This is a genomic window from Streptosporangium sp. NPDC048886, assembly GCF_055586905.1.
This window is the reverse complement of sequence record NZ_JBVJHH010000012.1, coordinates 153,662-178,371: the sequence shown is the minus strand read 5'-3', so window position 1 is coordinate 178,371 and position 24,710 is coordinate 153,662. Positions and strand designations below refer to the sequence as shown.

24 protein-coding genes and 1 tRNA gene are annotated in these 24,710 nt (G+C 70.5%); 14 read left to right on the top strand and 11 right to left on the bottom strand.

All coding sequences use genetic code 11. The features are described from left to right. Window positions 1-60 precede the first annotated feature (60 nt). From ACZ6R6_RS17310 to ACZ6R6_RS17300, 3 genes are all read left to right on the top strand, one after another. Window positions 61-1,218 carry a hypothetical protein gene (locus tag ACZ6R6_RS17310; RefSeq protein ID WP_470094392.1) on the top strand — a complete coding sequence of 386 codons (1,158 nt, stop codon included), beginning with the start codon at window positions 61-63 and terminating at the stop codon, window positions 1,216-1,218. Between the two features lie 279 nt (window positions 1,219-1,497). Then, window positions 1,498-2,082, top strand: coding sequence for a nucleosidase (locus ACZ6R6_RS17305; protein ID WP_470094390.1), 585 nt, complete (start codon window positions 1,498-1,500; stop codon window positions 2,080-2,082). Between the two features lie 289 nt (window positions 2,083-2,371). Then, window positions 2,372-2,445: transfer RNA gene (locus ACZ6R6_RS17300), tRNA-Pro, on the top strand. 166 nt (window positions 2,446-2,611) lie between these two features. Here ACZ6R6_RS17300 and ACZ6R6_RS17295 read toward each other — a convergent pair. The 4 genes from ACZ6R6_RS17295 to ACZ6R6_RS17280 all read right to left on the bottom strand — a co-directional run bounded on the left by ACZ6R6_RS17295 (window position 2,612) and on the right by ACZ6R6_RS17280 (window position 8,403). Further along, window positions 2,612-3,769 carry an acyl-CoA dehydrogenase family protein gene (locus tag ACZ6R6_RS17295; RefSeq protein ID WP_470094388.1) on the bottom strand — a complete coding sequence of 386 codons (1,158 nt, stop codon included), beginning with the start codon at window positions 3,767-3,769 and terminating at the stop codon, window positions 2,612-2,614. 2 nt (window positions 3,770-3,771) lie between these two features. Further along, on the bottom strand, window positions 3,772-4,728 hold the full coding sequence (locus ACZ6R6_RS17290; RefSeq protein WP_470094386.1) for a hydroxymethylglutaryl-CoA lyase: 957 nt from the start codon (window positions 4,726-4,728) through the stop codon (window positions 3,772-3,774). 85 nt (window positions 4,729-4,813) lie between these two features. Next, window positions 4,814-6,781 (bottom strand): acetyl/propionyl/methylcrotonyl-CoA carboxylase subunit alpha, encoded by a 1,968-nt coding sequence (locus ACZ6R6_RS17285; protein WP_470094528.1) that lies wholly within the window; start codon window positions 6,779-6,781, stop codon window positions 4,814-4,816. 53 nt (window positions 6,782-6,834) lie between these two features. After that, window positions 6,835-8,403 carry a carboxyl transferase domain-containing protein gene (locus ACZ6R6_RS17280; protein ID WP_470094384.1) on the bottom strand — a complete coding sequence of 523 codons (1,569 nt, stop codon included), beginning with the start codon at window positions 8,401-8,403 and terminating at the stop codon, window positions 6,835-6,837. A gap of 88 nt (window positions 8,404-8,491) precedes the next feature. Here ACZ6R6_RS17280 and ACZ6R6_RS17275 point away from each other — a divergent pair, with 88 nt between their 5' ends. Then, window positions 8,492-9,091 carry an SACE_7040 family transcriptional regulator gene (locus ACZ6R6_RS17275; RefSeq protein WP_470094382.1) on the top strand — a complete coding sequence of 200 codons (600 nt, stop codon included), beginning with the start codon at window positions 8,492-8,494 and terminating at the stop codon, window positions 9,089-9,091. An 88-nt stretch (window positions 9,092-9,179) separates the two neighbouring features. Here ACZ6R6_RS17275 and ACZ6R6_RS17270 read toward each other — a convergent pair whose 3' ends face one another. From ACZ6R6_RS17270 to ACZ6R6_RS17255, 4 genes are all read right to left on the bottom strand, one after another. Further along, window positions 9,180-9,512, bottom strand: a complete 333-nt coding sequence (locus tag ACZ6R6_RS17270) for a TraR/DksA family transcriptional regulator (protein WP_470094380.1) — start codon at window positions 9,510-9,512, stop codon at window positions 9,180-9,182. A gap of 692 nt (window positions 9,513-10,204) precedes the next feature. Continuing rightward, window positions 10,205-10,573: a hypothetical protein gene (locus tag ACZ6R6_RS17265; RefSeq protein WP_470094378.1), complete on the bottom strand. Its 369-nt coding sequence runs from the start codon at window positions 10,571-10,573 to the stop codon at window positions 10,205-10,207. A gap of 49 nt (window positions 10,574-10,622) precedes the next feature. Beyond that, entirely contained in the window at window positions 10,623-10,937 is a 315-nt protein-coding gene (locus ACZ6R6_RS17260) for a hypothetical protein (RefSeq protein WP_470094376.1), read from the bottom strand. A gap of 247 nt (window positions 10,938-11,184) precedes the next feature. Beyond that, window positions 11,185-12,576: a hypothetical protein gene (locus ACZ6R6_RS17255; protein ID WP_470094374.1), complete on the bottom strand. Its 1,392-nt coding sequence runs from the start codon at window positions 12,574-12,576 to the stop codon at window positions 11,185-11,187. A 207-nt stretch (window positions 12,577-12,783) separates the two neighbouring features. Here ACZ6R6_RS17255 and ACZ6R6_RS17250 point away from each other — a divergent pair, with 207 nt between their 5' ends. The 4 genes from ACZ6R6_RS17250 to ACZ6R6_RS17235 all read left to right on the top strand — a co-directional run bounded on the left by ACZ6R6_RS17250 (window position 12,784) and on the right by ACZ6R6_RS17235 (window position 17,904). Further along, a complete protein-coding gene (locus ACZ6R6_RS17250) occupies window positions 12,784-14,994 on the top strand; it encodes a thiamine pyrophosphate-dependent enzyme (RefSeq protein ID WP_470094372.1) in 2,211 nt (736 codons plus the stop codon). A 295-nt stretch (window positions 14,995-15,289) separates the two neighbouring features. Next, window positions 15,290-15,979: a hypothetical protein gene (locus ACZ6R6_RS17245; protein WP_470094370.1), complete on the top strand. Its 690-nt coding sequence runs from the start codon at window positions 15,290-15,292 to the stop codon at window positions 15,977-15,979. Window positions 15,980-16,539: 560 nt separating this feature from the next. Next, on the top strand, window positions 16,540-17,397 hold the full coding sequence (locus tag ACZ6R6_RS17240; protein ID WP_470094368.1) for a phosphotransferase: 858 nt from the start codon (window positions 16,540-16,542) through the stop codon (window positions 17,395-17,397). Window positions 17,398-17,553: 156 nt separating this feature from the next. Further along, window positions 17,554-17,904 carry a hypothetical protein gene (locus tag ACZ6R6_RS17235; protein ID WP_470094366.1) on the top strand — a complete coding sequence of 117 codons (351 nt, stop codon included), beginning with the start codon at window positions 17,554-17,556 and terminating at the stop codon, window positions 17,902-17,904. A gap of 128 nt (window positions 17,905-18,032) precedes the next feature. On the opposite strand, the gene ACZ6R6_RS17230 is transcribed toward ACZ6R6_RS17235, so the two are convergent. The 3 genes from ACZ6R6_RS17230 to ACZ6R6_RS17220 form a co-directional block, all read right to left on the bottom strand. Beyond that, window positions 18,033-19,118, bottom strand: a complete 1,086-nt coding sequence (locus ACZ6R6_RS17230) for a magnesium and cobalt transport protein CorA (RefSeq protein ID WP_470094364.1) — start codon at window positions 19,116-19,118, stop codon at window positions 18,033-18,035. Window positions 19,119-19,185: 67 nt separating this feature from the next. Continuing rightward, window positions 19,186-19,662, bottom strand: a complete 477-nt coding sequence (locus ACZ6R6_RS17225) for a nuclear transport factor 2 family protein (protein ID WP_470094362.1) — start codon at window positions 19,660-19,662, stop codon at window positions 19,186-19,188. Window positions 19,663-19,675: 13 nt separating this feature from the next. After that, complete coding sequence (locus ACZ6R6_RS17220) at window positions 19,676-20,596, bottom strand: amidohydrolase family protein (protein ID WP_470094526.1); 921 nt, start codon at window positions 20,594-20,596, stop codon at window positions 19,676-19,678. An 83-nt stretch (window positions 20,597-20,679) separates the two neighbouring features. Here ACZ6R6_RS17220 and ACZ6R6_RS17215 point away from each other — a divergent pair, with 83 nt between their 5' ends. The 6 genes from ACZ6R6_RS17215 (at window position 20,680) to ACZ6R6_RS17190 (ending at window position 24,326) form a co-directional block, all read left to right on the top strand. Continuing rightward, the gene (locus ACZ6R6_RS17215) at window positions 20,680-21,003 is read left to right on the top strand and encodes a M50 family metallopeptidase (RefSeq protein ID WP_470094361.1); all 324 of its coding nucleotides are present in this window, start codon (window positions 20,680-20,682) and stop codon (window positions 21,001-21,003) included. Continuing rightward, window positions 20,963-22,621 carry a recombinase family protein gene (locus ACZ6R6_RS17210; RefSeq protein WP_470094360.1) on the top strand — a complete coding sequence of 553 codons (1,659 nt, stop codon included), beginning with the start codon at window positions 20,963-20,965 and terminating at the stop codon, window positions 22,619-22,621. Before ACZ6R6_RS17215 ends, ACZ6R6_RS17210 begins: the two co-directional genes overlap by 41 nt. A 529-nt stretch (window positions 22,622-23,150) precedes the next feature. Next, on the top strand, window positions 23,151-23,342 hold the full coding sequence (locus ACZ6R6_RS17205; RefSeq protein WP_470094359.1) for an HNH endonuclease: 192 nt from the start codon (window positions 23,151-23,153) through the stop codon (window positions 23,340-23,342). Then, the gene (locus ACZ6R6_RS17200) at window positions 23,339-23,599 is read left to right on the top strand and encodes a hypothetical protein (RefSeq protein WP_470094357.1); all 261 of its coding nucleotides are present in this window, start codon (window positions 23,339-23,341) and stop codon (window positions 23,597-23,599) included. The genes ACZ6R6_RS17205 and ACZ6R6_RS17200 overlap by 4 nt, the downstream gene beginning before the upstream one ends. 119 nt (window positions 23,600-23,718) lie before the next feature. Continuing rightward, the gene (locus ACZ6R6_RS17195; protein WP_470094355.1) at window positions 23,719-23,898 is read left to right on the top strand and encodes a hypothetical protein; all 180 of its coding nucleotides are present in this window, start codon (window positions 23,719-23,721) and stop codon (window positions 23,896-23,898) included. Beyond that, complete coding sequence (locus ACZ6R6_RS17190) at window positions 23,898-24,326, top strand: phage terminase small subunit (protein ID WP_470094353.1); 429 nt, start codon at window positions 23,898-23,900, stop codon at window positions 24,324-24,326. The genes ACZ6R6_RS17195 and ACZ6R6_RS17190 overlap by 1 nt, the downstream gene beginning before the upstream one ends. Window positions 24,327-24,710 lie beyond the last annotated feature (384 nt).

Genomic DNA, 24,710 nt, shown 5'->3' with positions numbered 1-24,710 from the left:
GAAGCGGCTGGCCCGTGTGGGGGAGGTGACCGCCATGGGCGCTGGGCGATCTTGGGGTCAATGGTCGTGGAACATCTGGAGGTCATGATGACTGCCCCTGCGGACTCTCAGGCGCCGGGTGGCCCCTGGCCGCTGTCCGGGGACCCCGGGTGGACGGCGCGCCGGCGCCGGTGGCCGTTGTGGGCGCCCTACGCCGCGGCGGCGTGGGGGGTGTTGTACGCCGCCGTCCAGGTCGCCTGGGTGATGACCGGAACGGCCCTGCCGTTCGCGGACCGTCCGTTGCCTTCCGCCGTTCAGCTCGCCCTGGCGGGTCTGGCGGTCCTGGCCGCCGGGGCCTGCCTGGCCGGCACCCGTGTCCGCGGTGGTCCCGGCCGGGTGGCGGTGGGGGTGGCGCTGGGCGTCGTGATCCCGGTGTTCGTCCTGGGCACCTTCGGCGCGCCGATCGAGTTCGTGTCCCTGATCTCGGGGTCCGGAGTGGAGTCGGGCGGCGTCGGCCTGACCCACCTGCTGCTGGACACCGCCGGCGCCGGGCTGCTGCTGGCCACCGGCCTGTCCTTCCGGCGGCGGCTGCGCGGCCGGTGCCCGCGGTGCGGCCGGGCGCATTCCGGCGACATCGACGGCCCGCTGGCCCACCCGGCCGCCTCCACGGCGCCGGTGAGGGTCCGCGTGGCCGTATACGCCGGCATGTGCGGGCTCCTGCCGTGGGCGATCACCAAGACCGTCTGGACGCTGGGCGGTGACGCCCTCGGCATCACCGCCCAGCAGTGGCGGGAGTCGAGCGCCGGCGGGTCGGGGCTGGTGAGGGCGCTGGCGTCGGTGGGCATCGACTTCACCGTGCTGGCGGCGATGCTCGCCTGGTTCCTGATGCTGGGTCTGATGTACCCGTGGGGGCAGGTGTTCCCCCGGTGGACCCTGCCGCTGTCCGGGCGGCGGGTGCCGCGCCTGCTGCCGTTGATCCCGGCCTGGCTGACCGGCGTCACGCTGGCCCTGTACGGGACGGCGCTCACCGTCATCGGCGCCGTGCTCCTCGCCGGGGGGAACGGGCTCTCGCCCGGCGGCGGTGTCAGCCCCTGGATGATCGAATTCGGCGGCCTGGCCTTCGCCGGCCTGGGCATCGGCCTCCTCGTGGCCGCGCATTCCTACGCCGCCCGCACCCGCCCGGTCTGCGCCGTCGCCGGCACACCGGATCGCACGCGGACGGCCCCGGAGGCCGGGTGAGCGTCCGTCCGGCGCGCGGGGACGGCCACGGGGAGGCGATCCGGTTCACCGGCGGCCCGCCAGGAACCCTCGACCTGACCGGCGTGCCGCCCCCGGCCAACGCGGACCCCGGATCACGGGCCGCACGCCGACGCGCGGACCGTCAGCCTCCGAGGAACTCGCGGCGACGGCAACCGGGCGGGCCGGCATTCCGGCACGGGGTCAGGAGGCGGAGGGCACCGCGGGAACGGCGGTCCACCCGGTATCGGAGCCACCGGACCGAGGACCTACCGTATGGCCATGGAACTCGTCGGGACAATCACCGCTGACCGCCCACTGCTCGTGCTCGCGGTCAGGGAAGAGGCACAGTTCCTTGACCTGGACCTACCGGTGCTGCTCACCGGCATGGGCAAGGTCAACGCCGCGGTCGCACTGGCCACTGTCCTCGCCCGCGGGCCCCACCCCTCCCACATCGTCAACCTGGGCACCGCGGGGGCACTGCGCCCGGGGTGGACGGGCACCCACGTCATCGGCACCGTCATCCAGCACGACCTGGACACCGACCTGCTGCGCACCCTCACCGGCGAGACCTACGGGGCGGCGCTGACACTGAACGCGGACGGCGGCCCGGTCCTGGCGACCGGCGACGCCTTCATCGCGGAGGAGGCCGCGCGCGAGCGTCTCGCGGCCCGGGCGGACCTGGTCGACATGGAGGGCTACGCCCTGGCCGCGGCCGCGTCCCGGGCCGGCGTCCCGATCCGCGTCGTCAAGCACGTCAGTGACGACGCGGGTGACGGCGCGGCGAGGAGCTGGCGCGAGTCGGTGTCCGACTGCGCCCGGGCCCTGGCCGACTGGGCCGGCCGGCACCTGGCCCGTCAGTCCTGATCTCCCCGTCCCGAGCGGGAAGCGTTCAGGACGGGAGGCGGGCGACGGCGCCTCCTTCGAGCCCCGTCCCGTCAGGGCGGGCGTTGCGCGGCGCAACGGCTTCCGGACCGTCCGGCGGCGCATGGGCCGTCCGGCCGCGCGCGTGACAGACGGCCCCGCCCGGTCCCGGCGGCCTCGGACGGCGTTTCCCGTGCACCGCCTGCCCGGAATGCGCCCATGACACCACGGTGCGCGTGCTCGCCCCATCTGCGCTAAGGTTGTGCCGTCCCGCCCGAGAGCGCGGGACGACCGGGACGTAGCGCAGCTTGGTAGCGCACTTGACTGGGGGTCAAGGGGTCGCAGGTTCAAATCCTGTCGTCCCGACGCATGCACGGAACGGCCGGGCCGCCGGCGCTCCGGCAAGGGCGGCGGCCGAGACCGGGGCGATGTCACAGCACAGTCTCTGACCTCCGCTCCGGCCCCTCATCACCTTCGATCGGGCACCGGACGCCCGCCGGGACGGAGCGCCGGCGCCCGGTGCGTCAGCGGCTCAGAGGTCGGACAGGCCCAGCTCGCGGGCGATCAGCATGCGCTGGACCTCGCTGGTGCCCTCGCCGATCTCCAGGATCTTGGCATCGCGGTAGAAACGGCCGACGGGGTATTCGTTCATGAACCCGTAGCCGCCGAAGATCTGGGTGGCGTCACGGGCGTTGTCCATGGCCGCGTCGCCGGCGACGAGCTTGGCGATGGCCGCCTCCTTCTTGAACGGCTCCCCGGCCAGCATCTTCTCCGCCGCGTGGTAGTAGGCCAGGCGGGCGGTGTGGGTGCGGACCTCCATGTCGGCGATCTTGAACTGGATGGCCTGGTAGTGGCCGATCGGGTGGCCGAACGCATGGCGCTCGCGCACGTAGCGCAGGCACTCGTCCACGCATCCCTGGGCCAGGCCGACCGAGAGGGAGGCGATCGCGACGCGGCCCTCGTCGAGGGTCTGCAGGAACTGCGCGTAGCCCCGGCCCCGCTCGCCGAGCAGGTTCTCCGCCGGGACCCGGCAGTCGGTGAAGGCCAGTTCGCGGGTGTCGGAGCAGTTCCAGCCGACTTTGGAGTATTTCTTCGAGACGGTGAAGCCCGGCGTCCCGGACGGCACCAGGATCGTGGAGATCTCCGGCCTGCCGTCGGCGCGCTCGCCGGTGATGGCGGCCACTCCGACGAAACCGGTGATGTCGGTGCCGGAGTTGGTGATGAACGCCTTGGAACCGTTGATCACCCACTCGTCGCCGTCCAGCACGGCCGTGGTCCGCATGCCGCCGGGCACGTCGGAGCCGCCGCCCGGCTCGGTCAGGCCGAACGCGCCCAGCGTCTCGCCCGACGTCAGCCGGGGCAGCCACTGGGCGCGCTGCTCCGCCGTGCCGAACCGGTAGATCGGCATCGCACCCAGCGACACCGCGGCCTCCACCGTGATGGAGACGCTGGAGTCGACCCTGGCCAGCTCCTCCAGGGCCAGGCAGAGCGCGAAGTAGTCTCCGCCCATGCCGCCGTACTCCTCGGGGATCGGCAGCCCGAACAGGCCCATCGCGCCCATCTGCCGCACGATGTCGTAGGGGAACTCCGCACGCTCGTAGAGGTCCCCGATCACCGGGGCCACCACGTCGTGGGCGAACGCCTCGACGGTCTTGCGGAGGTCTTCGTAGTCCTCGTTGAGCTTGGGCATCGTCACTCCTTGACGTGTCGGTCGATCGTCGGGCGGGCCGGGTCCGTGCCCATGGCCTGGACGATCCGTGAAGGGCTGGGCCGGCCGAGCTCGGCGGCCAGCCAGGTGCTGGTCTCCACCAGCGATTCGAGGTCCAGTCCGGTCTCGACACCGAGGCCGTGCAGCATCCACACCAGGTCCTCGGTGGCGAGGTTGCCGGTGGCGCTCTCGGCGTACGGGCAGCCGCCGATGCCTCCGGTGGAGGCGTCCACCACGGTCACGCCCTCGCGGAGGGCGGCGAGGGTGTTGGCCAGCGCCTGGCCGTAGGTGTCGTGGAAGTGCACCGCCAGGCGGGAGGGCCCGCCGAAGGCCCCGATCAGCGCGGCCACGTGCCCCGGGGTGCCGACGCCGACGGTGTCGCCCAGCGACAGCTCGGCGCAGCCGAGGTCGAGCAGCCTGCGGCCGACGGCGACCACCTGGCCGATCGGCGTGGGCCCCTCCCACGGGTCGCCGAAGCACATCGAGACGTACGCCCTGACCTTCAGCCCGTGCTCCAGCGCCCGGGCGACCACGGGCTCGAACATCTCGAACTGCGACTCCAGCGTCCGGTTGAGGTTCTTGCGGGCGAACGTCTCGGTGGCGCTGGCGAAGACCGCGATCTCCTGGACGCCGTGCTCCAGCGCCCGGTCGAGGCCGCGCTCGTTCGGCACGAGCACCGGGTAGCGCACCCCGGGCACCCGCTCCATGCCCGCCAGCAGCTCCGAGGCGTCGGCGAGCTGGGGCACCCACTTGGGGTGCACGAAGCTGGTCGTCTCGATGACACGGTGCCCGGCGGCGGCCAGCCGGGCGACGAACTCGGCCTTAACCTCGACGGGGACGACCACCGGCTCGTTCTGCAGCCCGTCTCTGGGCCCGACCTCGTAGACCGTGACCCGCTCCGGCAGCCCCGCCGCCCGGACCATGTACGGCTCCCGCATCATGACTCCTCCGGCCCCGCCGGGAACCCGTACGGCTCCCGCGTCACGCCCGTCCGTCCCGCCGTCGCGGCGCCGTACGGCTCCCGCATCACGCCTCCCCGTCCCGCCGGACGACCGCCAGCACCGCGTCCATGTCGACCGCCTGCCCGGCGCGGACCGGCAGTTCGGCGATCACTCCGTCGACCGGCGCGGTCACGGTGTGCTCCATCTTCATGGCCTCGACGATGAGCAGCGGCTGCCCCTCGGCGACCCGCTCCCCGGCCGTCACCTTGACCACGAGGACCGTGCCGGGCATCGGGCTGCGGACCACTCCGTCCCCGGTGCCGCCCGCGCCCGCCCGGTCACCGGGGTCGCCGAGGTGGTGCCGGGTGAGCGCCCAGGCGTTCCCGTCGCGGCCCAGCCAGACGGTGTCGCCGTCCCGGGCGACGGCGTAGCGCCGCCGGGTCCCGCCGAGGGTGACCAGCAGCTCGTCGCCGTCTCCCGACAGGCTCGCCCGTACGGCCGGCCGGTCCGCGGGCAGGCGGACCTCGGCTCCGGCCGCGGACCCGGGCAGCCCTCGCACCAGCACCTCGGCCACGCCGTCACGGCTCTCCAGCCGCCAGGTGGTCCACGCCGCCTCGCCCAGCCGCCAGCCGTCGGGCACCTCCCACGGGTCGGCCGGCGCCGCGGGCACGCGCTCGCGGTGCAGGACCAGGGCCGCCGCGGCCAGGACGTCGGCGGGGACGGCCTCGTGGGGGACCAGCGCGTCGAGGTGCCGCTCGACCAGGCCGGTGTCGAGCTCTCCGGCGGCCACCCGCGGGTGGGTGATCAGCGCGCGCAGGAAGGCGATGTTGGTCGGCACGCCCAGCACGGTCGTCGCGGCGAGCGCCCCGTCCAGCCGGCGCAGCGCGCTCGCCCGGTCCGGCCCCCAGGCGATGACCTTCGACAGCATCGGGTCGTAGTCGCTGCCGACCACGCCGCCGGTCATCAGGCTGGAATCCACCCGGACGTCGCCGGGCTCGCGCAGCGCCAGGATCCGGCCGCCGGTCGGCAGGAAGCCGCGGGAGGGGTCTTCGGCGTAGACGCGGGCCTCGACCGCGTGGCCGCGCAGCCGCACGTCGTCCTGGGCGAACGGGAGCGGCTCTCCGGCCGCGACCCTGATCTGGAGCTCGACCAGGTCCAGGCCGGTGACCAGCTCGGTGACCGGGTGCTCGACCTGGAGGCGGGTGTTCATCTCCATGAAGTAGTAGGCACCGCTCGCGCCCTCGACGATGAACTCCACCGTCCCGGCGCCGACGTAGCCGACGGATCTGGCGGCCTCGACCGCCGCCGCGCCCATGGCCGCCCGGGCCGCGGCGTCGAGCAGCGGGGAGGGCGCCTCTTCGATGATCTTCTGGTGGCGGCGCTGGAGGCTGCACTCGCGCTCGCCCAGATGGACGACGTTGCCGTGCGCGTCGGCCAGCACCTGGATCTCGATGTGACGGGGGTTGTCCACATACCGCTCGATCAGCAGGGTCGCGTCGCCGAACGCGGCGGCCGCCGTACGGCGGGCGGACTCCAGCGCCTCCGGCAGCTCGGCGGCCGCGCGCACCAGCACCATGCCCTTGCCGCCGCCGCCCGCCGAGGGCTTGATCAGCGCGGGGAAGCCGATCCGTCCGGCGGCGCCGATCAGGTCGTCGCCGGGTTCGGCGCCGCCGGGGACCACCGGGACCCCGGCCGCCGAGACGGTGGCCTTGGCGCGGATCTTGTCGCCCATGGCCTCGATGGCCGACGGCGGCGGGCCGATGAACACCAGCCCGGCCTCGGCGCACCGCCGGGCGAAGGCCGTGTTCTCGGCCAGGAACCCGTATCCGGGGTGCACGGCCTGGGCCCCGGACGCCGCGGCGGCCTCCAGGATCCGGTCCGCGTCGAGGTAGCCGCCGCCGAGCCGGAGCGCGACGTCGGCCTCACGGACGTGCCGCGCGCCGGCGTCGGCGTCGCTGTGGACGGCGACGGAGCGGATGCCCATCTCCCGGAGCGTGCGGATGATCCGCAGGGCGATCTCGCCCCGGTTGGCGATGAGGACGGTGTCGAACATCATGAGCGGCCCCCGCGAGGCGGTTGGGGAGCGGGTGAGTGAGTCATGGGCGGTCACATCCGGAAGACGCCGTAGCCGACGGGGTCGAGAGGGGCGTTGGCCGAGGCCGACAGGGCCAGCCCGAGGACGGTGCGGGTGTCGAGGGGGTCGATGACGCCGTCGTCCCAGAGGCGGGCGGTGGAGTAGTAGGGGTTGCCCTGGTCCTCGTACTGCCTGCGGATGGCGTCGGGGTCGGCGTTGCCGACCGTGGAGAGCACGTTCGCGGCCTGCTCGCCGCCCATCACGGAGATGCGCGCGTTGGGCCACATCCACAGGAACCGGGGTGAGTAGGCGCGCCCGGCCATCGCGTAGTTGCCCGCGCCGAACGAGCCGCCGACGACCACGGTGAACTTGGGCACCCGGGCGCAGGCGACGGCGGTGACCATCTTGGCGCCGTGTTTGGCGATGCCTGCGGCCTCGTAGGCCTTGCCGACCATGAACCCGCTGATGTTCTGCAGGAACACCAGGGGGACGGCGCGGCGGTCGCACAGCTCGATGAAGTGCGCGCCCTTGAGCGCGGACTCGCCGAACAGGATGCCGTTGTTGGCCACGATCCCGACCGGGTGGCCGTGGATGTGGGCGAAGCCGGTGACGAGCGTGGCGCCGTACTCGGCCTTGAACTCCAGGAACCGGCTGCCGTCCACGACGCGGGCGATGATCTCACGCACGTCGTACGGCGTGCGGGTGTCGGCGGGGACGATCCCGTAGAGGTCGCGGGGATCGTGGGCCGGCTCCTCGGCGGGGACGCGCTGCCAGGGCGCCGGGGAGCGCGGGGCGAGGGTGGCCACGATGTCGCGGACGATCCGCAGCGCGTGGGGGTCGTCCTCGGCGAGGTGGTCGGTGACGCCGCTGACCCGGGCGTGCAGGTCGCCGCCGCCCAGCTCCTCGGCTGTGACCTCCTCCCCGGTCGCCGCCTTCACCAGCGGCGGGCCGCCCAGGAAGATCGTGCCCTGGTTGCGGACGATCACCGCCTCGTCGCTCATGGCCGGGACGTAGGCGCCGCCCGCGGTGCAGGAGCCGAGCACCGCGGCGATCTGCGGGATGCCGCGCGCCGACATGGTGGCCTGGTTGTAGAAGATGCGGCCGAAGTGCTCGCGGTCGGGGAAGACCTCGTCCTGCTTGGGCAGGAACGCCCCGCCGGAGTCGACGAGGTAGACGCACGGCAGGTTGTTGTGGAGGGCGACCTCCTGGGCCCGCAGGTGCTTCTTGACCGTGATCGGGTAGTAGGTGCCGCCCTTGACCGTGGCGTCGTTGGCGACGACCACGCACTCGCGTCCGGAGACGCGGCCCACGCCGGTGATGATCCCGGCCGCGGGGGCCTCGTCGCCGTACAGTCCGTTGGCGGCGAGCTGGGAGAGCTCCAGGAAACGCGAGCCCGGGTCGAGCAGGGTGTCCACCCGGTCGCGGGGCAGCAGCTTGCCCCGCGAGACGTGCCTGGCCCGTGACTTCTCCGGACCTCCCAGCCCCGCGGCCGCGAGCCGTTCTCGCAGGTCGGCGGCCAAGCGCTCATTGACTTCCGCGTTGCCCTTGAATTCCTCGCCGCCCGGGTCGCAGGTGCTTCGCAGCACCGGCCAGCCACTCATGCGAGCCTCCTGTCCGGCTCCGTCGCCGTGGGTTAGCGGTCACTAACTTCACCATCGATGTTAGTCATCATTAACGTCACCGTCTACCATGCGAGATGTGACGACTGCCCAGACCTCCTCCCGCAACCGTGGGTCCCGGCGCGCGGAGATCCTGGAGGCCGCCGCCGAGCTGTTCGCGGCCCGCGGCTTCCACGGCACCTCCATCGAGGACATCGGCGGCGCGGTCGGCACCTCGGGTCCCGCCCTCTACCGGCACTTCAGCGGCAAGGAGGCCCTGCTGGCGGAGATGCTGCTGGACATCAGCGAGCGCCTGCACACCTCGGCGGCGGGCCGCGTGACCGGAGCTCCCGACGCCGAGCACGCCCTCGACTCGCTGCTGGCCGGCCAGATCGAGTTCGCGCTCAGCCATCCCGCGCTGATCACCGTGCACGACCGCGAACTGGACAACGTCCCCGAGCCCGCCCGCCGCCAGATCCGTCGCCTGCAGCGCCTCTACGTGGAGGAGTGGGTCACCGTGCTGAGCGAGCTCTACCCGGCCTGCCCCCCGCCGCGCCTGCGGGCCGCGACCCACGCCGTCTTCGGCCTGCTCAACTCCACCCCGCACAGCGCGGGCGAGCTCACGTCCGAGGCGATGGCCCAGCTGCTGCGGGGCATGGCCCGCGCCGCGCTCGCCGCCGTGCAAAGTTAGCGTCTATTAACATCAAGGGATCTCCAACGGCCTGCTCCCCCGGGTGACGCCCGTGGCCGCCCGCCCGGCGGCCACAGGCGTCACCGTCTCAGCCGCTCTCGTGGCGGCGCTGGCACTCCATGCAGAAACGGGCCAGGGGCCGGGCCTTCAGCCGTTCGAAGGGGATCCCCAGGCCGCAGCCGTCGCACCGGCCGTAGGTCAGCTCGGCGATGTCCCGCAGGGCGTGTCGCACGACGGCGGTGCTCCGCTCGGCGGAGACGATGTCGGCCAGGAGCTCCGGCTTCGCCGAGACCTCCACCGCGTCGTCGTTCACCGCGGCCTCCAGCTCGGCGAGCTGCTTGGTCCAGCGGAACAGCTGCTCTTCGAGCTCCTCACGGATGATGTTGAGCTGGACGGCGCTGAGGTGGATGTCGACAGACATGATGTTCGGGTCCTTTCGGAAGACGCGTGAAGCGAAGAAGACACGTGAAGCGGTGAAGGTGAAGAGGCGCGCGAGTATCGGAGCGCGCCGAGGACGGCGTCCGGTCCGGCTACGGACGTGCCGGCCCGGCCTGCTCACCGGGCGTGACGGCCCGGCCGGCTCACCGAGCGCCGACCTGTCCCGGCTCACCGGACGCGACAGCCCGGTCGGGCCGCGGGGCACGGCCCGACTCCGGGACCGTGCCCCGCGCCGCCGCCCGGAGGACGGCGTGGCATGCGCGGACGGCACGGCAGGCTTGGACAGGCACGGACGGCGCAGGCAGCACGGACGGCGCAACGCACGGACGGCATCGCGCCGGGTACGGCAGGCGCGTCGCGGCCCCCGCGGCGCGGCGGACGCCCCGCGTGTCGGCAGAGACCGGCCGCCCGGAGTCCGGTCGTTCGGCCGGCATGCCGATCCCGGCGGCCCGCCCGGTATGCCGGCGGCGAGGACGGGTCCGGCCCGCCCGCCGCCGTGGACCCCGGCATGTGGCCGCCCCCGGCGGGGCGGTCCCGGACGGCGAGCCGCCCGCACCACATGGCCCGGGACCCCTGCCTGGCCCGCGGCCCGATGGAGATGGGCCGGGACCCCTGCCGGGCCCGCGGCCCGGTGGAGACCGGAGAAGCCCAGTGGAGACCGGAGAAGAGGAGGGTCTAGGAGAGTGGCGGGCTGCGCAGGGTGACGATCCGCTGGATCGTACGCCGGGGATTAGCCGCCGGGCCCGCGTTCAGCCAGGCGAGCAGCACCAGGAGAGGGGACGCCACGGCGGCGACCACGGCCAGGAGGTGACGGAGCTGTCCCGGCGTCGGCAGGTGCTCCGTCCCGCTCGGCGTGAGCCTCGGCGCGGTCGACTGGTGCGCGCCGGCGGGCGGCGGGACCCAGAGACCGGTGTCGGCCCCGGCGTGACGCCATCCGCCGGACCACGGGGAAGGGGCGACGGCGGACAGGACGACCGCGAGAACGAGGCCCACCACGGCCGCTGCGGCAGTGGGCCTGGGTGTGACCCACCGCGGTTCCCTCATCGTCTCGACCATAGCCCACTCCCCGTGAAAGGGCACTTCACGCGGAGGGTCACATGGGCAGGGACGCGGGGGCGGCCGCCGGGGGGTCCGTCACCATCGGCCGAGGGGCCGGGACGCGTTCCATCGGGAGCGGGATCACCGACACGCAGTCGTACTGGGGACACGACGTGGTGACGCACTCCCTGGGGGAGGGCACGCAGATCCGGCCGGCGCCGCAGCGGGCGGTCGCGCACGAGGACGTGGGCGGGCAGGCGACGGCCGGCGCCACGGCGCCGGCGACCTGCGGACCGGCCGCCCACGCGGCCGGCGCGGCGACCGTCAGTCCGGCCGCGACGGCCGCGGCCAGGGTCAGTTCTCGAAGCATCTCTCCCCCGTTGGCATGATCGGCTCCGGCTCTCAGACGATGCTCGCATCGGCCGTGTCTGCTACCGGCAAAGCGACGCCCCGCAATCGGAGCGCTTGCCCCCCGGGAGTGTTGTCCCTTCGGAGCGCCTGTCCCTTGTCTCCCGGAGCGCGCGGATCCCTCCGGAGCATGCGAGCGGCCCGGGTGCTCGAGCACCCGGGCCGCCGTCTGTCAGGTCCGCTCACGGGGAGCGGACCCCGATCTCACCTCAGCGCCTGACGACCTTGACGTAGTCGCTCTGGCTGGAGTCACCGTAGAAGTCGCCGTCGCCCTTGAAGACGAACTTCCAGTAACCGGACTTGTAGGCCCTGGTCTTGGTGTAGAGGTTGCCGCTGCCGTTGGACCGCGTGGTCTTGACGTAGCTCCACGTGTGCGAGCCCTTGGCCTTGAAGTACAGCGCGACCTTGGCGCGGTAGCCCTCCCAGCCCGAGGTGTCGTCGACCTGGAGCTTGCCGGTGAACTTCAGGTAGCGGCCGTAGCGGATGGGCTCCGGCGAGGCGTTGAACTTGATGACGCGGCTGGCCTCGCGCTCCGGCTCCGGCTGGTGCCCGCGGACCGTCACGTGGTCGGCGTAGCTGCTGCTGCCCTTGACTCCGTCGTTGCCGGCGAACTCGGCACGCCAGTGACCGGAACGCTTGGCGGTCACGTCGGCGCCGAAGCGGCCGTAGCGGTCGGTCCAGTCACTGGCCACGTGGTCCCAGCGGGTGGAACCGTTGGCGCGGAACAGGATGGCGACCTTCTTGCCGGAGTAGCCGTCCCAGCCGTGCCGGGTGTCGAGCTGCAGGCGTCCACGGACGCTCAGCCGGTCACCCTCGTCCACCGGGTCGGGCCGGGCGCCGAAGTCGACGATCCGGCTGTCGACGACCTTGGGGGCGTTCCTGACGTCGACGCGGTCGGTGTCGCTGACCGACGAGCCGGCGCCGCCGTTGCCGGCGAACTCCGCACGCCACCAGCCGGTGGCCTCGGCCTTGACCCTGGCCTTGAACCAGCCGCTGCGGCCGGTCTCGATCTTGGCGACGTGCCGGAAGGCGTCGGTGCCCTGCTCCCGGAAGGTGATCGTCAGGGGCTGGCCGCCGTAGCCGCTCCAGCCGCCGCTGTCACGCAGCAGCTTGCCGGAGACCTCGATGGCGCCGCCCTTGGCGACGTCGTCGGGAGAGGCGTCGAAGTTGACGATCTTGGTGTCGAGGACCTTCCTGACGTCGACGGTGAACTTGCCGCGCGTCGAGTCCTCCTTGCCGTCGCCGCTGTGGGCGATCGCGAGGAAGCTCCACTGCCCGGCGGTGCTCTTGGCGTCGAACGTCCTGGAGGCGGTCCACTTGGTCTCGGTGCCGTGCGGGCTGGGCTTGACGTCGAGCGAGGTCCACGCGCCGACGCCCGGCGCCTTGATCTGGAACTCGGCCTTGCCCGCGGCGGTCGTGGTGAAGCTGAACTTCGCCGTGACCGGCGATCCGGTCACCACGACCGGGCTCGGATCGATCTCCACATTGGAGACGACGGGGTCCGCTGAGGTCCCCGCCACAGCCGTCGCGGAAGGAGCGAGAGCGACTGCTCCGGCTCCCATGGCCACCGCGACGATGATGGCTCGGGTGCGTTGCAACATTCGGGTTGTCCATCCTCCCCGTTGGCTGAACGCGGCATGAGGGTGCCACGTTGCTTCTCTCAAGTAGACGTACAAGGAAGGCAATTGGTTGATAGATCTGACAAGTTGTTATTAATAACTGTCGAATAGGACCGGTCCACAGCCCTCCGAGGGCCCAAAGACGCCAAGCTCCGGGACGGCGACCATCGATGGGGACATAATCGAGCTGTGGCGCGTGACACTGTTGAGACCCACTTCACCGAGGCTGTGGCCGCCCTGACCCCGGGGCCTCCGCGTGATCCCGGCATGCCCGTGCGGGAGGGGACCGCCCTGACCGGGGCCCGCTGCCGGGAGCTGTTCGAGTTCCAGCTGGGCAGCAGGCTCCTGGACGTCACCGCGCGCTGGCTGCGCGAGCACGGCGAGGGTTTCTACACCATCGGCTCGGCCGGGCACGAGGGCAACGTCGCCGTCGCCGCCGCGGTGCGCGCCACCGACCCCGCGCTGCTGCACTACCGCTCCGGGGCCTTCTACCTGGCCCGGTCCGCGATGGCCGGGCGCCTGCCGGAGGAGGGGCTGCGCGATGTGCTGCTCGGCCTGACCGCCTCGGCGGAGGAGCCGATCGCGGGCGGCCGCCACAAAGTCTTCGGCCACCCCGACCTGGCGGTGATCCCGCAGACCTCCACGATCGCCAGCCACCTGCCGCGCGCGGTGGGCGTGGCCTTCGCCATCGAGCGCGCCCGCCAGCTCGGCCTCACGGGCGCGTGGCCCGGCGACGCGATAGCGGTGTGCGGCTTCGGCGACGCCTCCGCCAACCACGCCAGCGCCCTGTCCGGCCTCAACACCGCCGCCTACGCCTCCTACCAGGGGCTGGCCATGCCGCTGCTGTTCGTCTGCGAGGACAACGGCCTGGGCATCAGCGTGCGGACCCCGAACGGCTGGGTGGAGGCCGCCCGCCACCGGCTGCTGGAATACTTCGAGGCCGACGGCTGCGACCTGGCCGACGTCCACGACGTGGCGGCGTCCGCCGCCGAGCACGTCCGCAGGCACCGCTCCCCCGCCCTGCTGCACATCAGCACCGTCCGGCTGATGGGCCACGCCGGCTCCGACGTGGAGCTGTCCTACCGGACCAAGCGGGAGATCAACGCCGACCTGGAGCGCGACCCGCTCGTCACCACCGCCCGGCTCATCGTGGAGGCGGGCCTGGCCACCCCCGACGAGCTGCTGCTGCGTTACGAGACGACGCGGGAGCACCTGCTCAAGATGGCCATGGAGAGCTCCCGGCGGCCCCGGCTGACCTCGGCCGCCGACATCACCGCACCGCTGGCCCCCCGCACCCCCGAGGCCGTCGCCCCGGCCAGCGCGGTGTCGGCGACCGCCAGGGAGCGGGCCTTCGGCGGCAGGCTGCCCGAGCAGGAGGGCCCGCTGACCCTCTCCCAGGCGATCAACCGGACGCTGGCCGACACCCTGGCCGCCCACCCCGACGTGTTGGTCTTCGGCGAGGACGTGGCCCGCAAGGGCGGCGTCTACGGCGTCACCCGCGGCCTGCAGAAGCGCTTCGGCGCGGGCCGGGTGTTCGACACCCTCCTCGACGAGCAGGCCGTGCTCGGCCTGGCCCTCGGATCGGGCGTCTCCGGGCTGCTGCCGGTGCCCGAGATCCAATATCTCGCCTACCTGCACAACGCGCTGGACCAGATCCGGGGCGAGGCCGCGACGCTGCCCTTCTTCTCCCGCGGGGCCTTCCGCAACCCGATGGTGGTCCGCGTCGCCTCCTACGCCTACCAGAAGGGCTTCGGCGGCCACTTCCACAACGACAACTCCGTGGCCGCGCTGCGCGACATCCCCGGCCTGGTCGTGGCCTCCCCCGCGCGGCCCGACGACGCGGCCTCCATGCTGCGCACCTGCCTGGCCGCCGCCCGCACCGACGGCAGCGTCTGCGTCTTCCTGGAGCCGATCGCCCTCTACAACACCCGTGACCTGTTCGACGACGGCGACGGCGGCTGGCTGTCACCATACGTGCCGCCGGCCCGCTGGGCCGAGACGCACATCCCGATCGGCCGCGCCCGCAGCTACGGCGACGGCCGCGACCTGACCATCGTGACCTTCGGCAACGGCCTGCGGATGAGCCTGCGCGCCGCGGTCAGGCTCACCGCGGAGGACTACAGCTGCCGGGTGCTGGACCTGCGCTGGCTGTCGCCGCTCCCGATCGACGACCTGCTGCGCGCGGCGGAGCTGACCGGCAAGGTGCTGATCGCCGACGAGACCCGCCGCACCGGCGGCGTCTCGGAGAGCATCGTCGCCGAGCTGCTCGACGCCGGCTTCACCGGCAAGATCGCCCGGGTTACCTCGGCCGACAGCTTCATCCCCCTGGGCGACGCCGCCCGGCACGTGCTGCTGTCGGAGAGCGACATCGAGGACGCCGCCCGCAAGCTGCTGGGCTGAGCCCGCCGCGGGAGACCGGCGCCGGACCGCCGGGCGGCACGGATCTTCTCATATTCAGCATGGCCGGATATTGCGAATATCGCCGGCTAATTCCCCCGCCCATCCGGCGCCACTATAGCAAAATGTCCAAACAATCCCTTTTATCGCATTCGAATACCTATCGAGGTGGAGACTATATCCAGCCCTCATAGCTCGCGACGGGAATTCACTGGCGGAATCCACCGCACTGCTTTACCGTCTCATAGCGCAGCATGCGTCACGAAAATCATTCTTTTCACGCATGGAGGGTCGATCGATGGTCTCCGTCAATCAGGGCGCCTGGGTGCCCGGAACCGACACCTACCGATACGGCTACAACTCGGTCCCCAACATCCCGATCACCGGCGCGCCGGCCGACGCCAACTTCCGGCGCTGGTCGATGTCGCACGACGGCAGCGCCTACCGCCTCTATGTCTTCAAGGGCAGTAACCGCGACACCCTCTACCAGTTCGCCTGGAACGGGACGTCATACGCCTACGGCCACAACTCGATCCCGGTGCTCACCCTGACGAACATGCCCGCCGACGCCGACAGCGGCAGCATCTCGCTGCTGCACAGCGGCGAGGCCTACCACGCCTACCTGCGCCGGCTCGGCGACCCCACCACCCTCTACCAGTTCGTCTGGGTGCCGGGAACGTCGACCTATCAGTGGTCGTACGGCAACTACATCCCCACCCTCAAGGTCACCGGTTTCCCGGCCGACACCGACTGGTCGCGCTGGACGATGCTGCACGACGGCAGCGCCTACCGCCTCTACGCCTTCCAGTACGGGCACAACGACATGATCTCCCAGGGCTCGTGGAACGCCGCCGCGAACGAATACCAGTACGGCCACAACTCCGTCCCCCATCTGAAACTGGAAGGCTATCCGGCCAACAGCGACGTCGGCCGGGCGGCGATGCTGCACGACGGCACCGCCTACCGCTTCTACTTCCAGACGCTCTAAACGCCGCCGCCTCGCCGGGCCCACCCGGCGAGGCGTTCCCGGCGCACGAGAAGAGAAATGCCCCGGCCGCCTGACGGCCGGGGCATTTTCGGCGCCCAAAAGAGCCGGGCCGCCATCTTCCGTATCACTTACAACGCGTTTCGAGATGGATGCGAAATTTCTTCTTCGCGCGAATCAGTGGTCCGGCGGGAGGCGGTTCACGGCCGGCTCCAGGACTCCGGGCGCGAACATGCCGGTGCCCGGCGTGTCATAACGCTGGGCGGCATCGACGTCCCAGATCTCTTCCTGTCGCATGTCGCCAACGATGTCCGTGGCCACAGGCGTTGTCCGATGTCTTTGCGGCCCCGCAGGCCCGGACGCGTTCACGACGTCGGCCGGGCGCGGCCCTGCCGCCGGCCGGGAGCACGGCCACACCGGCCCGGGGCGTCGGCCTCTAGGATGCAACGCCGCCGCGTTCGAGCCGGACGGGGCCGGCCCCGGTGCCGCCGCGGACGGAGCGGCCTCGGCGCCGTCAGAGGTCTGCCATCAGCCGGTGAGTCACCGGAGGAAGAGGTTGAGAAGTGAGTGGCCAGGTACCCGCCGAGTTGCTGGAGATAGCCGACGCGCTCATGCCGGGTGTCTCCCTTGCCGGGGCACGGTTGCGTAAGGGCGGGATGCACGACGTCGTCCTGCTCCCGGGGGTCGCGGCGGTGCGGGTCAGCCGGCGCCCGTCGGGGGCGGAGGCCCTGCCGCGCCGGACCGAGCTGCTGCGGGTGATCGCGGCGTCCGGGCTGCCGTTCGCGGTGCCGGAGCCGCTGACGCCGGTGACGGTGTTCGGGGATCGCGCGGCCGTCGCCGTCTCGTGGCTCGACGGCGCCGGGATGCCCGACGGCGAGGGTGATCCGGTTCGGATCGGCGAGCTTCTCCGGGCGCTGCGAGAGCTTGCCGTCACTCCAGAGTTGCGAGCCGTGCTGGGCACGCCGCGGACGTACACCGACGGTCATCACTGGGCCGACATCCTGGCCGAAGAGGTCATTCCGCGCCTGCCCGGCAAGTGGCGCGACGAAGGCCGACGGCGCCTCGAGGACGCGCTGGCCCTGGAACCGGTCCCGGACTGTCTCATCCACGGCGATCTCGGCGGAGACAACATCCACTGGAGTGCCGACGGCAAGCTGATCGGCGTCCTGGACTGGGACCGGGCCCATCTGTTCGACCCGGCGGTCGACGCCGCCACCGTCGGCTGGCTGCACGGCTGGGACAACCTCTGTGAAGCCGTCGACAGCGCCACTTACCGGCGTGCCCGGGTCTGGGACCGGACGTTCGGTGTCACTCATCTCGTCGCGGCGCTCGACGGCAGACCACTGGCGCACACCGACAGCTATGTGCGGCACATCGTCGCGTGGCTGGAACAGAGCGCCGACCAGGGCGGCCGGGCCTGAACTCCGGAGAACGCCGTCGCGGCCCACGGCGGGCCGGGAGCCGCGAAACCCACCCCGCCCCCGCGGAATCGTGTTGAATTGGCCACACAGTGTCACGGACCCCCGGACCGGTTCGCGCACCGACGATCCTCCGTCGATTCCCAAGCAGGAGATACCATGCCCGACGTGGCGATGAAGAGCACCGGTCAGCGCGTGACAGACCTCGAATCCTGGGCGTTCAGGGCAGGTTGGGACCTGGCCGGCATCAAGGAGACGCTGGACGATCTCCCCGCGATCGTCCGGGAGGAGGTCATGGCGTACGCCTCTCCGATGTTCGAAGAGGTCATGAACAGGATGGCCACCAGAGAGGACCTCTCGGCGCTCGCCGTCAAAGTGGGCGGTCTGGAGACCAGGGTCGACACCCTGGACGCCAAGGTCGACGCCCTGACCGACCGGATGACCTCCATGGAGGGCCGGATGGACTCCATGGACGGGAAGCTCGACCTCATCCTGGCCAAGCTCGGCTGACCTTCCGTGCAGGAGCGCCGAGCCCTGCTCCGGCGCTCCTGCACGTCCCCGCGCGTGGGGTGGTCACCCATCCGGAACCTCCCGGCCCGCCGAGAGCTCCCGGCGTCCCGGCGCACGGCGTGCGGGCTTCACAGCCAGTCGCGGCGTTTGAAGACCAGATACAGGGTCATGCAGACACCGGCCATCAGCAGCACGGCGAACGGGTAGCCCAGCGCCCAGTGGATCTCGGGCATCACCTCGAAGTTCATGCCGTAGATGGTGCCGACGAGGGTGGGGGCGAACAGGATGGCGGCCCAGGCGGAGATCTTCTTGACCTCCTCGTTCTGGGCGTTGCTGGCCTCGGTGAGGTTGGTCATGTGCTCGTTCTGGGCCTGGGCGACCATGGTCGAGTTGACCACGAGGATGTCGTGGAGCATCTGGCGGAAGCCGCTGACCCGCTCCGCCACGGTGATCGCGTGATCGGCGACGTCGCGCAGGTATCTCTGCAGCTCCTGGTCCACCCCGTATTTGTCCGCCCCCGCGACGAACCCCTCGATCATGCCGAGCAGCGGCCGGGTGGCCCGCTGGAACTCGATCACCTCGCGCGAGAGCTCGTAGATGCGGCGGGAGACGCCGGGCTCGTTGCCGAAGACCTGGACCTCGATCTCGTCGATGTCGTTCTGCAGGCCGGCGACCACGGGCGCGTAGCCGTCCACGACCGCGTCCATGACGGCGTAGAGCACCGCCTGCGGGCCCTGACGGAGCAGTTCGGGATCGCTCTCCATCCGGCGGCGGACCTGCGACAGGTCGGGGGCCTCGCTGTGCCGTACGGTGATCACGAAGTTCTGGCCGATGAACAGGTGCAGCTCGCCGAAGTCGACCTCCTCGGCCTCGTCGACGTATCTGGCCGGACGGAGCACCACGAACAGCGTGTCGCCGTAGCGGTCGGCCTTGGGCCGCTGGTGGGCGACGATGGCGTCCTCGACGGCCAGCTCGTGCAGGTCGAACTCCTCGGCCACGTTGAAGATCACCGCGTCCGCCGGCCGGTAGAAGCCGATCCAGGCCATGCTGTCGGGGGTGTTCTTCAAGCACTCGAAGGCCTCGGGCAGTGATGCGGGCGTGGCGGTCCGCCGGCCGTTCACGTAGACGGCGTTGTCGATGACGCGCGAGCGGGGCGCGGGCGGCTCGTCACCGGCCGGACGCGGGTCCATCGACCGCTCGGGAGAGTCCCGCACGGCTCCGGGACGCCCACGCGTCAGACTCCGCATCCCCCGAACCCGCCGATCAGTCACATCCGTCTCCTCATCCGGCCGCCATGAACTCCTCCAGCGACCGCAACGCCCTACCCCGGATCGTCGCCCGGAACATCGGGGTCCAGCCGAGGAAGAGACCGACCGGCCTGCCCAGGGCCATTTTGGACCAGTGCTTGAAGTCGAAGTCGTCATGGTGCCGGACGATCAGGCCGTCCTCGAACCGGAACAGGGCGTCGATCTCGTTGACGACCTCCCTGCCCGTCGTGCCGAAGGTGTAACGGGCCGTCCAGTGTGCCGCGCCGTCGTGGTCGCGCGCGCTGACGTCGCCGACGCTCACGCCGATGTCGCGGTTGCGCCCGAGCAGCATCCGCCACATGCCCATGACCCTGTCGCGCCCTTCCAGGTCCTGGAAGACGGGGTCTCCGAAGGTGACGTCGGGGTGGTAGCAGCGCTCCATCGCGTCGGTGTCGCGGCGTCCGAAGGCACCGTAGAAGGTCCTGATGAGCGCTGCGTTCTGGTCGTTCACTCGGGTCTCCCGATCATCGATTTCCCGTTGACCGAGTGTAATCGGGGGTGAGACCGAGCAGGTGGGCGGCGTTGTCCCAGCACACCGCCCGCAGCCAGTCGTCGCCGAGGTCCAGGCGCTCCAGCGCGTGGAGCTGGTGGGCGTAGGGGTGGGGGACGGTCGGGAAGTCGCTGCCGAGCAGGACCTTGCCGGCCAGGCCCAGCTCGCGCAGGCGCGGCCCGAGGCGGCCGGGGAAGGGCATGCCGCGCTCGGCGAAGTCGGTGAAGGTCATCGTGGTGTCGAGCCGCACGTCCGGGTACGCCTCGGCCAGCTGGAAGAACTCGTCGTACTCCGGCATGCCGAGGTGGGCGACGACCGCCGCCAGGCGGGGGTGGCGGGCCAGCACCCCGGCGATCGGCACCGGGCCGGTGCAGCGGCCCGGGACCGGGATCGAGCTGGCGTGGACCACCACCGGGACGCCCCGGTCGGCCAGCAGCCCCCACACCTCGTCGATCTCCTTGAGCCTGGGGTCGAAGTCCCCCACCTGCAGATGGACCTTGAAGACGCGCGCCCCCCGGTCGAGCGCGTCCCGCACGTAGCCGAGGACTCCAGGTTCGGGGTAGAAGGTGGCCGAGGGGAGACACCCGGGGGTACGCCGTGCGAAGTCGAGGGTCCAGGCGTTGAGGTCGGCCGCCATGCCGGGCCGGTGCGCGTAGGCCAGGGCGGGGAAGACCCGCACCCCGAGCTCCCGCAGCCGGGCGACCCGCTCCTCGGCGGGCAGCCGGTAGTGGATCGGCCACCCCGCCCCCATCAGCGGGCCGCCGTGGTCGAAGTGGTGCCAGACCCGGCGCTCCATACGCTCGGGCAGGAAGTGGACATGCACGTCCGCCAGACCGGGCAGCCCCAGTCTCCGCCACCAGGCGGGGACGTCGGCGTCGGCGAGTTCCGGAATCATGTTCTGCACGTCCCGACTTTATCGCCGGCACACCGGATGTCATGGGACGCTCTTGTCCCGACGCCGTTAAGGAGAAGTGATCGTTGTCCGAGGTCTGGGTGACTCTGACCACGCCCCAGCCGGGGCCTCCCCTGTGGATCGTGCTGTCGGCCGCGCTGACCGCGCTGGCCGTGGTGACGTGGTCCACCTCGTGGCAGCTCTCCCGGGGCCTGATCACGATCGCGCACGAGGGCGGGCACGCGCTGACGGCGCTGCTCACCCGGCGCAAGCTGCAGGGCGTCCGGCTGCACTCCGATACATCGGAAGTTGAGTCATCCAAACCGTTCTCGTATCCTGGTCTTAACCCCCAACACCAGGGAGAACGACTTGCGCGTACTGGCAGTGAAGCGGATCAGCAGGGACACTGAGCAGTCCTCATCGCTCGACCGTCAGGAAGTTCGCCTTGCAAAGGCGATCCGAAAGGGCAACCACACGGTGGCTGGCTGGGTTGAGGACGCCACGGTCTCCGGAGCGGTCAACCTCGACAAGCGCAAAAGCCTTGGCCAGTGGCTGCGGGAGCCACTGATCCACGAGTGGGACGCCATGATGGTCACCAAGCAGGACCGAATCACCCGCGATGACCTGCATTGGGCCGCCTTCGTCGGCTGGATACTGGACCACGGCAAAACCGTCTTTGTCCTCGACGACCCCAGCTTCGACATCACCACGCCCAACGGGCGGCTCATCGCGATGGTGAAAGCCACACAGGCCGCCAATTACCGCAACGCTGTCAAGGCCAACAAACTCGACCAACTTGAGTGGTACCGCGAGGAGATGCTGTGGTCCGGAGGCACCTGGCCCTTCGGCTACCGCGCGGTCCGCATCATCCACCGAGATGTCAAGCGCTGGCGACTCGACCTCGACCCCGTCAACGCCCCCCTCGTCCGGGAGGCGTACGACCGCCTGGTGAACAAGGGGCACTCCCTGCGCATGGTCGTCGTGGACTGGAATGAGCGAGGCGTCCTGACCGCCACCGACTACCAGCGGTACGTCAACGCCGCCGAGGGGCGTGAGGGTGTCAAGACCGAACTCAAGAACAAGAAGTGGTCCAACACCGTCCTGAGGGTGGCCCTGACCAGGCCCACGCTCATGGGCTACGCGATCCACAGAGGTGAGATCGTCAGGAAGGACGGGCTACCCGTGCGATGGGCCGAACCCATCCTCACCCCTGCGGAGTTCGACAAGCTCCAAGAGGTGATCCACCAGCGGGGCGACGCCAACCGGAACATCACCCCGAAGGCCACGCCGTGGGCCGGTCTCTTCTACTGCGCCTGTGGCCTAGTGCTCCACTCCAACTCCGCCGCACGCAAGCGGAAAGATGGCTCGGTCCGGCAACATTTCTACATGCTGTGCAAGTCCCGGCAACTCGCCCCATGCCCCTACTACGGGTCGTGGCGACTGGACACCATCCGAGACTTCCTGGAGGAAGCCTTCCTCGACACCGCAGGAGACCTGGAGATCACGGCTAAGACCTACGTCCCAGGCTCCGACAGGTCGGCTGACATCCGACAACTCCGAGACGCCCTGGACAACCTCACCGGCAACCTCATCCACCTGAAGCCAGGAAGCGCCGGTGCCCAAACGGTGATCAAGGCCATCGGGGAACACGAGGTCGCCCTGGCCGAGCTTGAGGCCGTGCCAGTGGTGCCCTCCCGCTGGGAGGAGACCGGAACCGGCCAGACGTTCCGCCAGTTCTGGGAGCGTAATCCCGACTGGGAGACTCGCTGCGATCTCCTACGTAAGACCGGAGTCCGGGTGTACGTGGGAGGCACCCTGAAGGCACCAGACCTTGACCTGTTCTTCCCCGAAGACCTCCAACGGCGCATCACCGACGCCCTCTCCGATGCTGTAGCCCCAGGCTTCCGGGAGGAGGTCGACCGCTGGGCCGGGACCGCTATGGCAGAGCGCAGGGAGCGCGAGGCGGCCCTGCGGGAGGATGCCATAAAGGCGACACGGGGAACACGGGACCTAGCCCACTGGGACTAATCCCGGAAAGTCCGCTCTATAGGTAGGTGAGCAGGGGGAGGCAGGCAACAGCCGGTCTCCCCTCAACTTGTTCCGGACCTTTTCGGAAAAGTCCGCACCATTACTTGGTGGGAAGGGCAGAGGAGCGGCGCACCCATTCAGCGCGCTCTAGCCCCACCCCCGACCAGTACGGACCCTCCCGGAAAAGTCCACCCTTGGGGCACCCCAACCCCCTCGTGGGGGGTAAGGGGGGTACCTAGTTAGTTAACTAGTTTCTAAGAAACACCGAAGGTGTTTCGTTAGATCGTTAGCTACCTAGTCCTACCAAGGATCGGCCTGTAGGCCGATCCAACAGGGTTCTTACTTCTCACTCCAACACCTCCTTACGTCTCCGACTCCGGAGGTGAGATTGCCCAAAGCACCTTCCAAGTGCCTGGAGAAGGGCTGCCGACAGGCAGCCACCAACCAGGGCAAGTGCCCAACGCACTACGTGCCCTGGGCCCAGACAAGCCCACGGAACCAGACGCGGCCCAAGAACGCCGCGACGCTGATGCGTCGAGCCCGACGTCGAGACCGAGAGCGCTGCTACGTCTGTGGCGGCCCCGGTCGGATCGTGGACCACATCGACCCGGTCGCCTTCGGAGGCTCCTGGGATCTGAGCAACCTGGCCTGCATCTGCGATGCCTGCCACCAATCCAAGAGCCGCGAGGAGGCTGCCCGAGGTCGGGCGCGTAACCGATGACCAATGCAAACTGCGGCCCTGGCGGCTTCTGCGGGTACTGCGACGTCCCCTGCTTCCTCCGGGGCCAGGAAGACGACTCCTTCGACGCGCTCCTTGAGCGCGGGCCTGAGGGCGACTTCGAGGAGTTCGCTGAGGACCTGGAGTCCTCAGACTCTGAGGCTCTTGGTTGCCCCCGATGGGGCGACCCTGACGCCGACTGCGACGAGTGCGACAGCAACTTCTTCTGCTTCAACGACTACGAGTCTCCTGAAGCTTGATCACCAGATGGGTAGCCCGAGCGATACCGAGCTTCTAGCCGGTGGGCACAGGCATGGTGCGTGTGAGGGCGGGTTCCGCGCACCACATACTTCTTTCTTCTAACAGGAGGTTGGTACACATGACGGCTGAGCGAGGCAAGCCGGCCAGCGAGCAGGCCGTCAAGGCTGGCGCCAAGCGGAAGGTCGAGGGTGCCAAGCCGACCCTCGTGATCGTGGACGAGGTCCACACGCTTGTCCTGCCCCCCGGCTTCGAGCACCGCTCCGCCCGCGCCCGGTACAGGGCCTCCGAGGAGTCCTGATGGCAGGCCGAGGGCCGGCCCCCAAGGAGAACGCCATCCGGCGTAACGCCGTGGACCTCTCCCACCTGGAAGGTGACGAGGACGTCCCTGACCGCCTCCGCAAGCTGTTCAAGCGCGACAGCTACTCAGTGGCCACCTGCCGCTGGTGGGACACCTGGGCTGAGTCCGAGCAGGCCGAGTCCTTCAAGGCAACGGACTGGCAGAGGCTCCAGATGCTCGCTCCTCTGGTCGAGTCGTACTACCGCCGACCGGGCCACAACGCCCTGGCCGAGATCCGACAGAACGAGTCGCTGCTGGGCGCGACGGTCACCGACCGAATGCGCCTCCGCATGAACAAGGAAAAGCCCAGTAAGGGCGAGGACGCCCCCAACAAGCTCCCCGAGAACGTCGCGGACTTCGAGCTGTACCGACAGCTAGGGGGTGCGTGACCGAAGGGAGGTGACCGGCCATTCAGACCGGAAACCTCCCCGAGGGGGTCCCCCACCCGCAGCGTTCGCTGGGCTACCAGATCCTCCGCTGGGGCGAGCGCTACCTGGTCCAGCCTGACGGCGAGAACGCAGGCGACCCATGGCAGTTCACGCCCGAGCAGAAGCGCTTCATCCTCTGGCTGTACGCGATCGATGACAAGGGCAAGTGGCTGTATGACACCGCCTGCCTTCGTCGCTCAAAGGGCTGGGGCAAGACCCCGGTCCTGGCGGCCCTGGCCATCATCGAGTTCATCGGGCCCGCGAGGTTCTCTCACTTCGACGAGAGCGGCTTCCCGGTCGGCAAGCGGGTCGGCCTGCCGCTGATCCAGATCGCGGCAACTTCGA

Bases quoted from the DNA above. Each gene is read 5' to 3' on its own strand.
- ACZ6R6_RS17280 (WP_470094384.1), bottom strand. From the start codon at position 8,403: ATGAGTGGCTGGCCGGTGCTGCGAAGCACCTGCGACCCGGGCGGCGAG.
- ACZ6R6_RS17260 (WP_470094376.1), bottom strand. From the start codon at position 10,937: ATGCTTCGAGAACTGACCCTGGCCGCGGCCGTCGCGGCCGGACTGACG.
- ACZ6R6_RS17270 (WP_470094380.1), bottom strand. From the start codon at position 9,512: ATGTCTGTCGACATCCACCTCAGCGCCGTCCAGCTCAACATCATCCGT.
- ACZ6R6_RS17200 (WP_470094357.1), top strand. From the start codon at position 23,339: ATGACCAATGCAAACTGCGGCCCTGGCGGCTTCTGCGGGTACTGCGAC.
- ACZ6R6_RS17285 (WP_470094528.1), bottom strand. From the start codon at position 6,781: ATGTTCGACACCGTCCTCATCGCCAACCGGGGCGAGATCGCCCTGCGG.
- ACZ6R6_RS17275 (WP_470094382.1), top strand. From the start codon at position 8,492: ATGCGAGATGTGACGACTGCCCAGACCTCCTCCCGCAACCGTGGGTCC.
- ACZ6R6_RS17290 (WP_470094386.1), bottom strand. From the start codon at position 4,728: ATGATGCGGGAGCCGTACATGGTCCGGGCGGCGGGGCTGCCGGAGCGG.
- ACZ6R6_RS17255 (WP_470094374.1), bottom strand. From the start codon at position 12,576: ATGTTGCAACGCACCCGAGCCATCATCGTCGCGGTGGCCATGGGAGCC.
- ACZ6R6_RS17190 (WP_470094353.1), top strand. From the start codon at position 23,898: ATGGCAGGCCGAGGGCCGGCCCCCAAGGAGAACGCCATCCGGCGTAAC.
- ACZ6R6_RS17235 (WP_470094366.1), top strand. From the start codon at position 17,554: ATGCCCGACGTGGCGATGAAGAGCACCGGTCAGCGCGTGACAGACCTC.
- ACZ6R6_RS17305 (WP_470094390.1), top strand. From the start codon at position 1,498: ATGGAACTCGTCGGGACAATCACCGCTGACCGCCCACTGCTCGTGCTC.
- ACZ6R6_RS17195 (WP_470094355.1), top strand. From the start codon at position 23,719: ATGACGGCTGAGCGAGGCAAGCCGGCCAGCGAGCAGGCCGTCAAGGCT.
- ACZ6R6_RS17265 (WP_470094378.1), bottom strand. From the start codon at position 10,573: ATGAGGGAACCGCGGTGGGTCACACCCAGGCCCACTGCCGCAGCGGCC.
- ACZ6R6_RS17205 (WP_470094359.1), top strand. From the start codon at position 23,151: ATGCGTCGAGCCCGACGTCGAGACCGAGAGCGCTGCTACGTCTGTGGC.
- ACZ6R6_RS17220 (WP_470094526.1), bottom strand. From the start codon at position 20,596: ATGATTCCGGAACTCGCCGACGCCGACGTCCCCGCCTGGTGGCGGAGA.
- ACZ6R6_RS17295 (WP_470094388.1), bottom strand. From the start codon at position 3,769: ATGCCCAAGCTCAACGAGGACTACGAAGACCTCCGCAAGACCGTCGAG.
- ACZ6R6_RS17245 (WP_470094370.1), top strand. From the start codon at position 15,290: ATGGTCTCCGTCAATCAGGGCGCCTGGGTGCCCGGAACCGACACCTAC.
- ACZ6R6_RS17310 (WP_470094392.1), top strand. From the start codon at position 61: ATGGTCGTGGAACATCTGGAGGTCATGATGACTGCCCCTGCGGACTCT.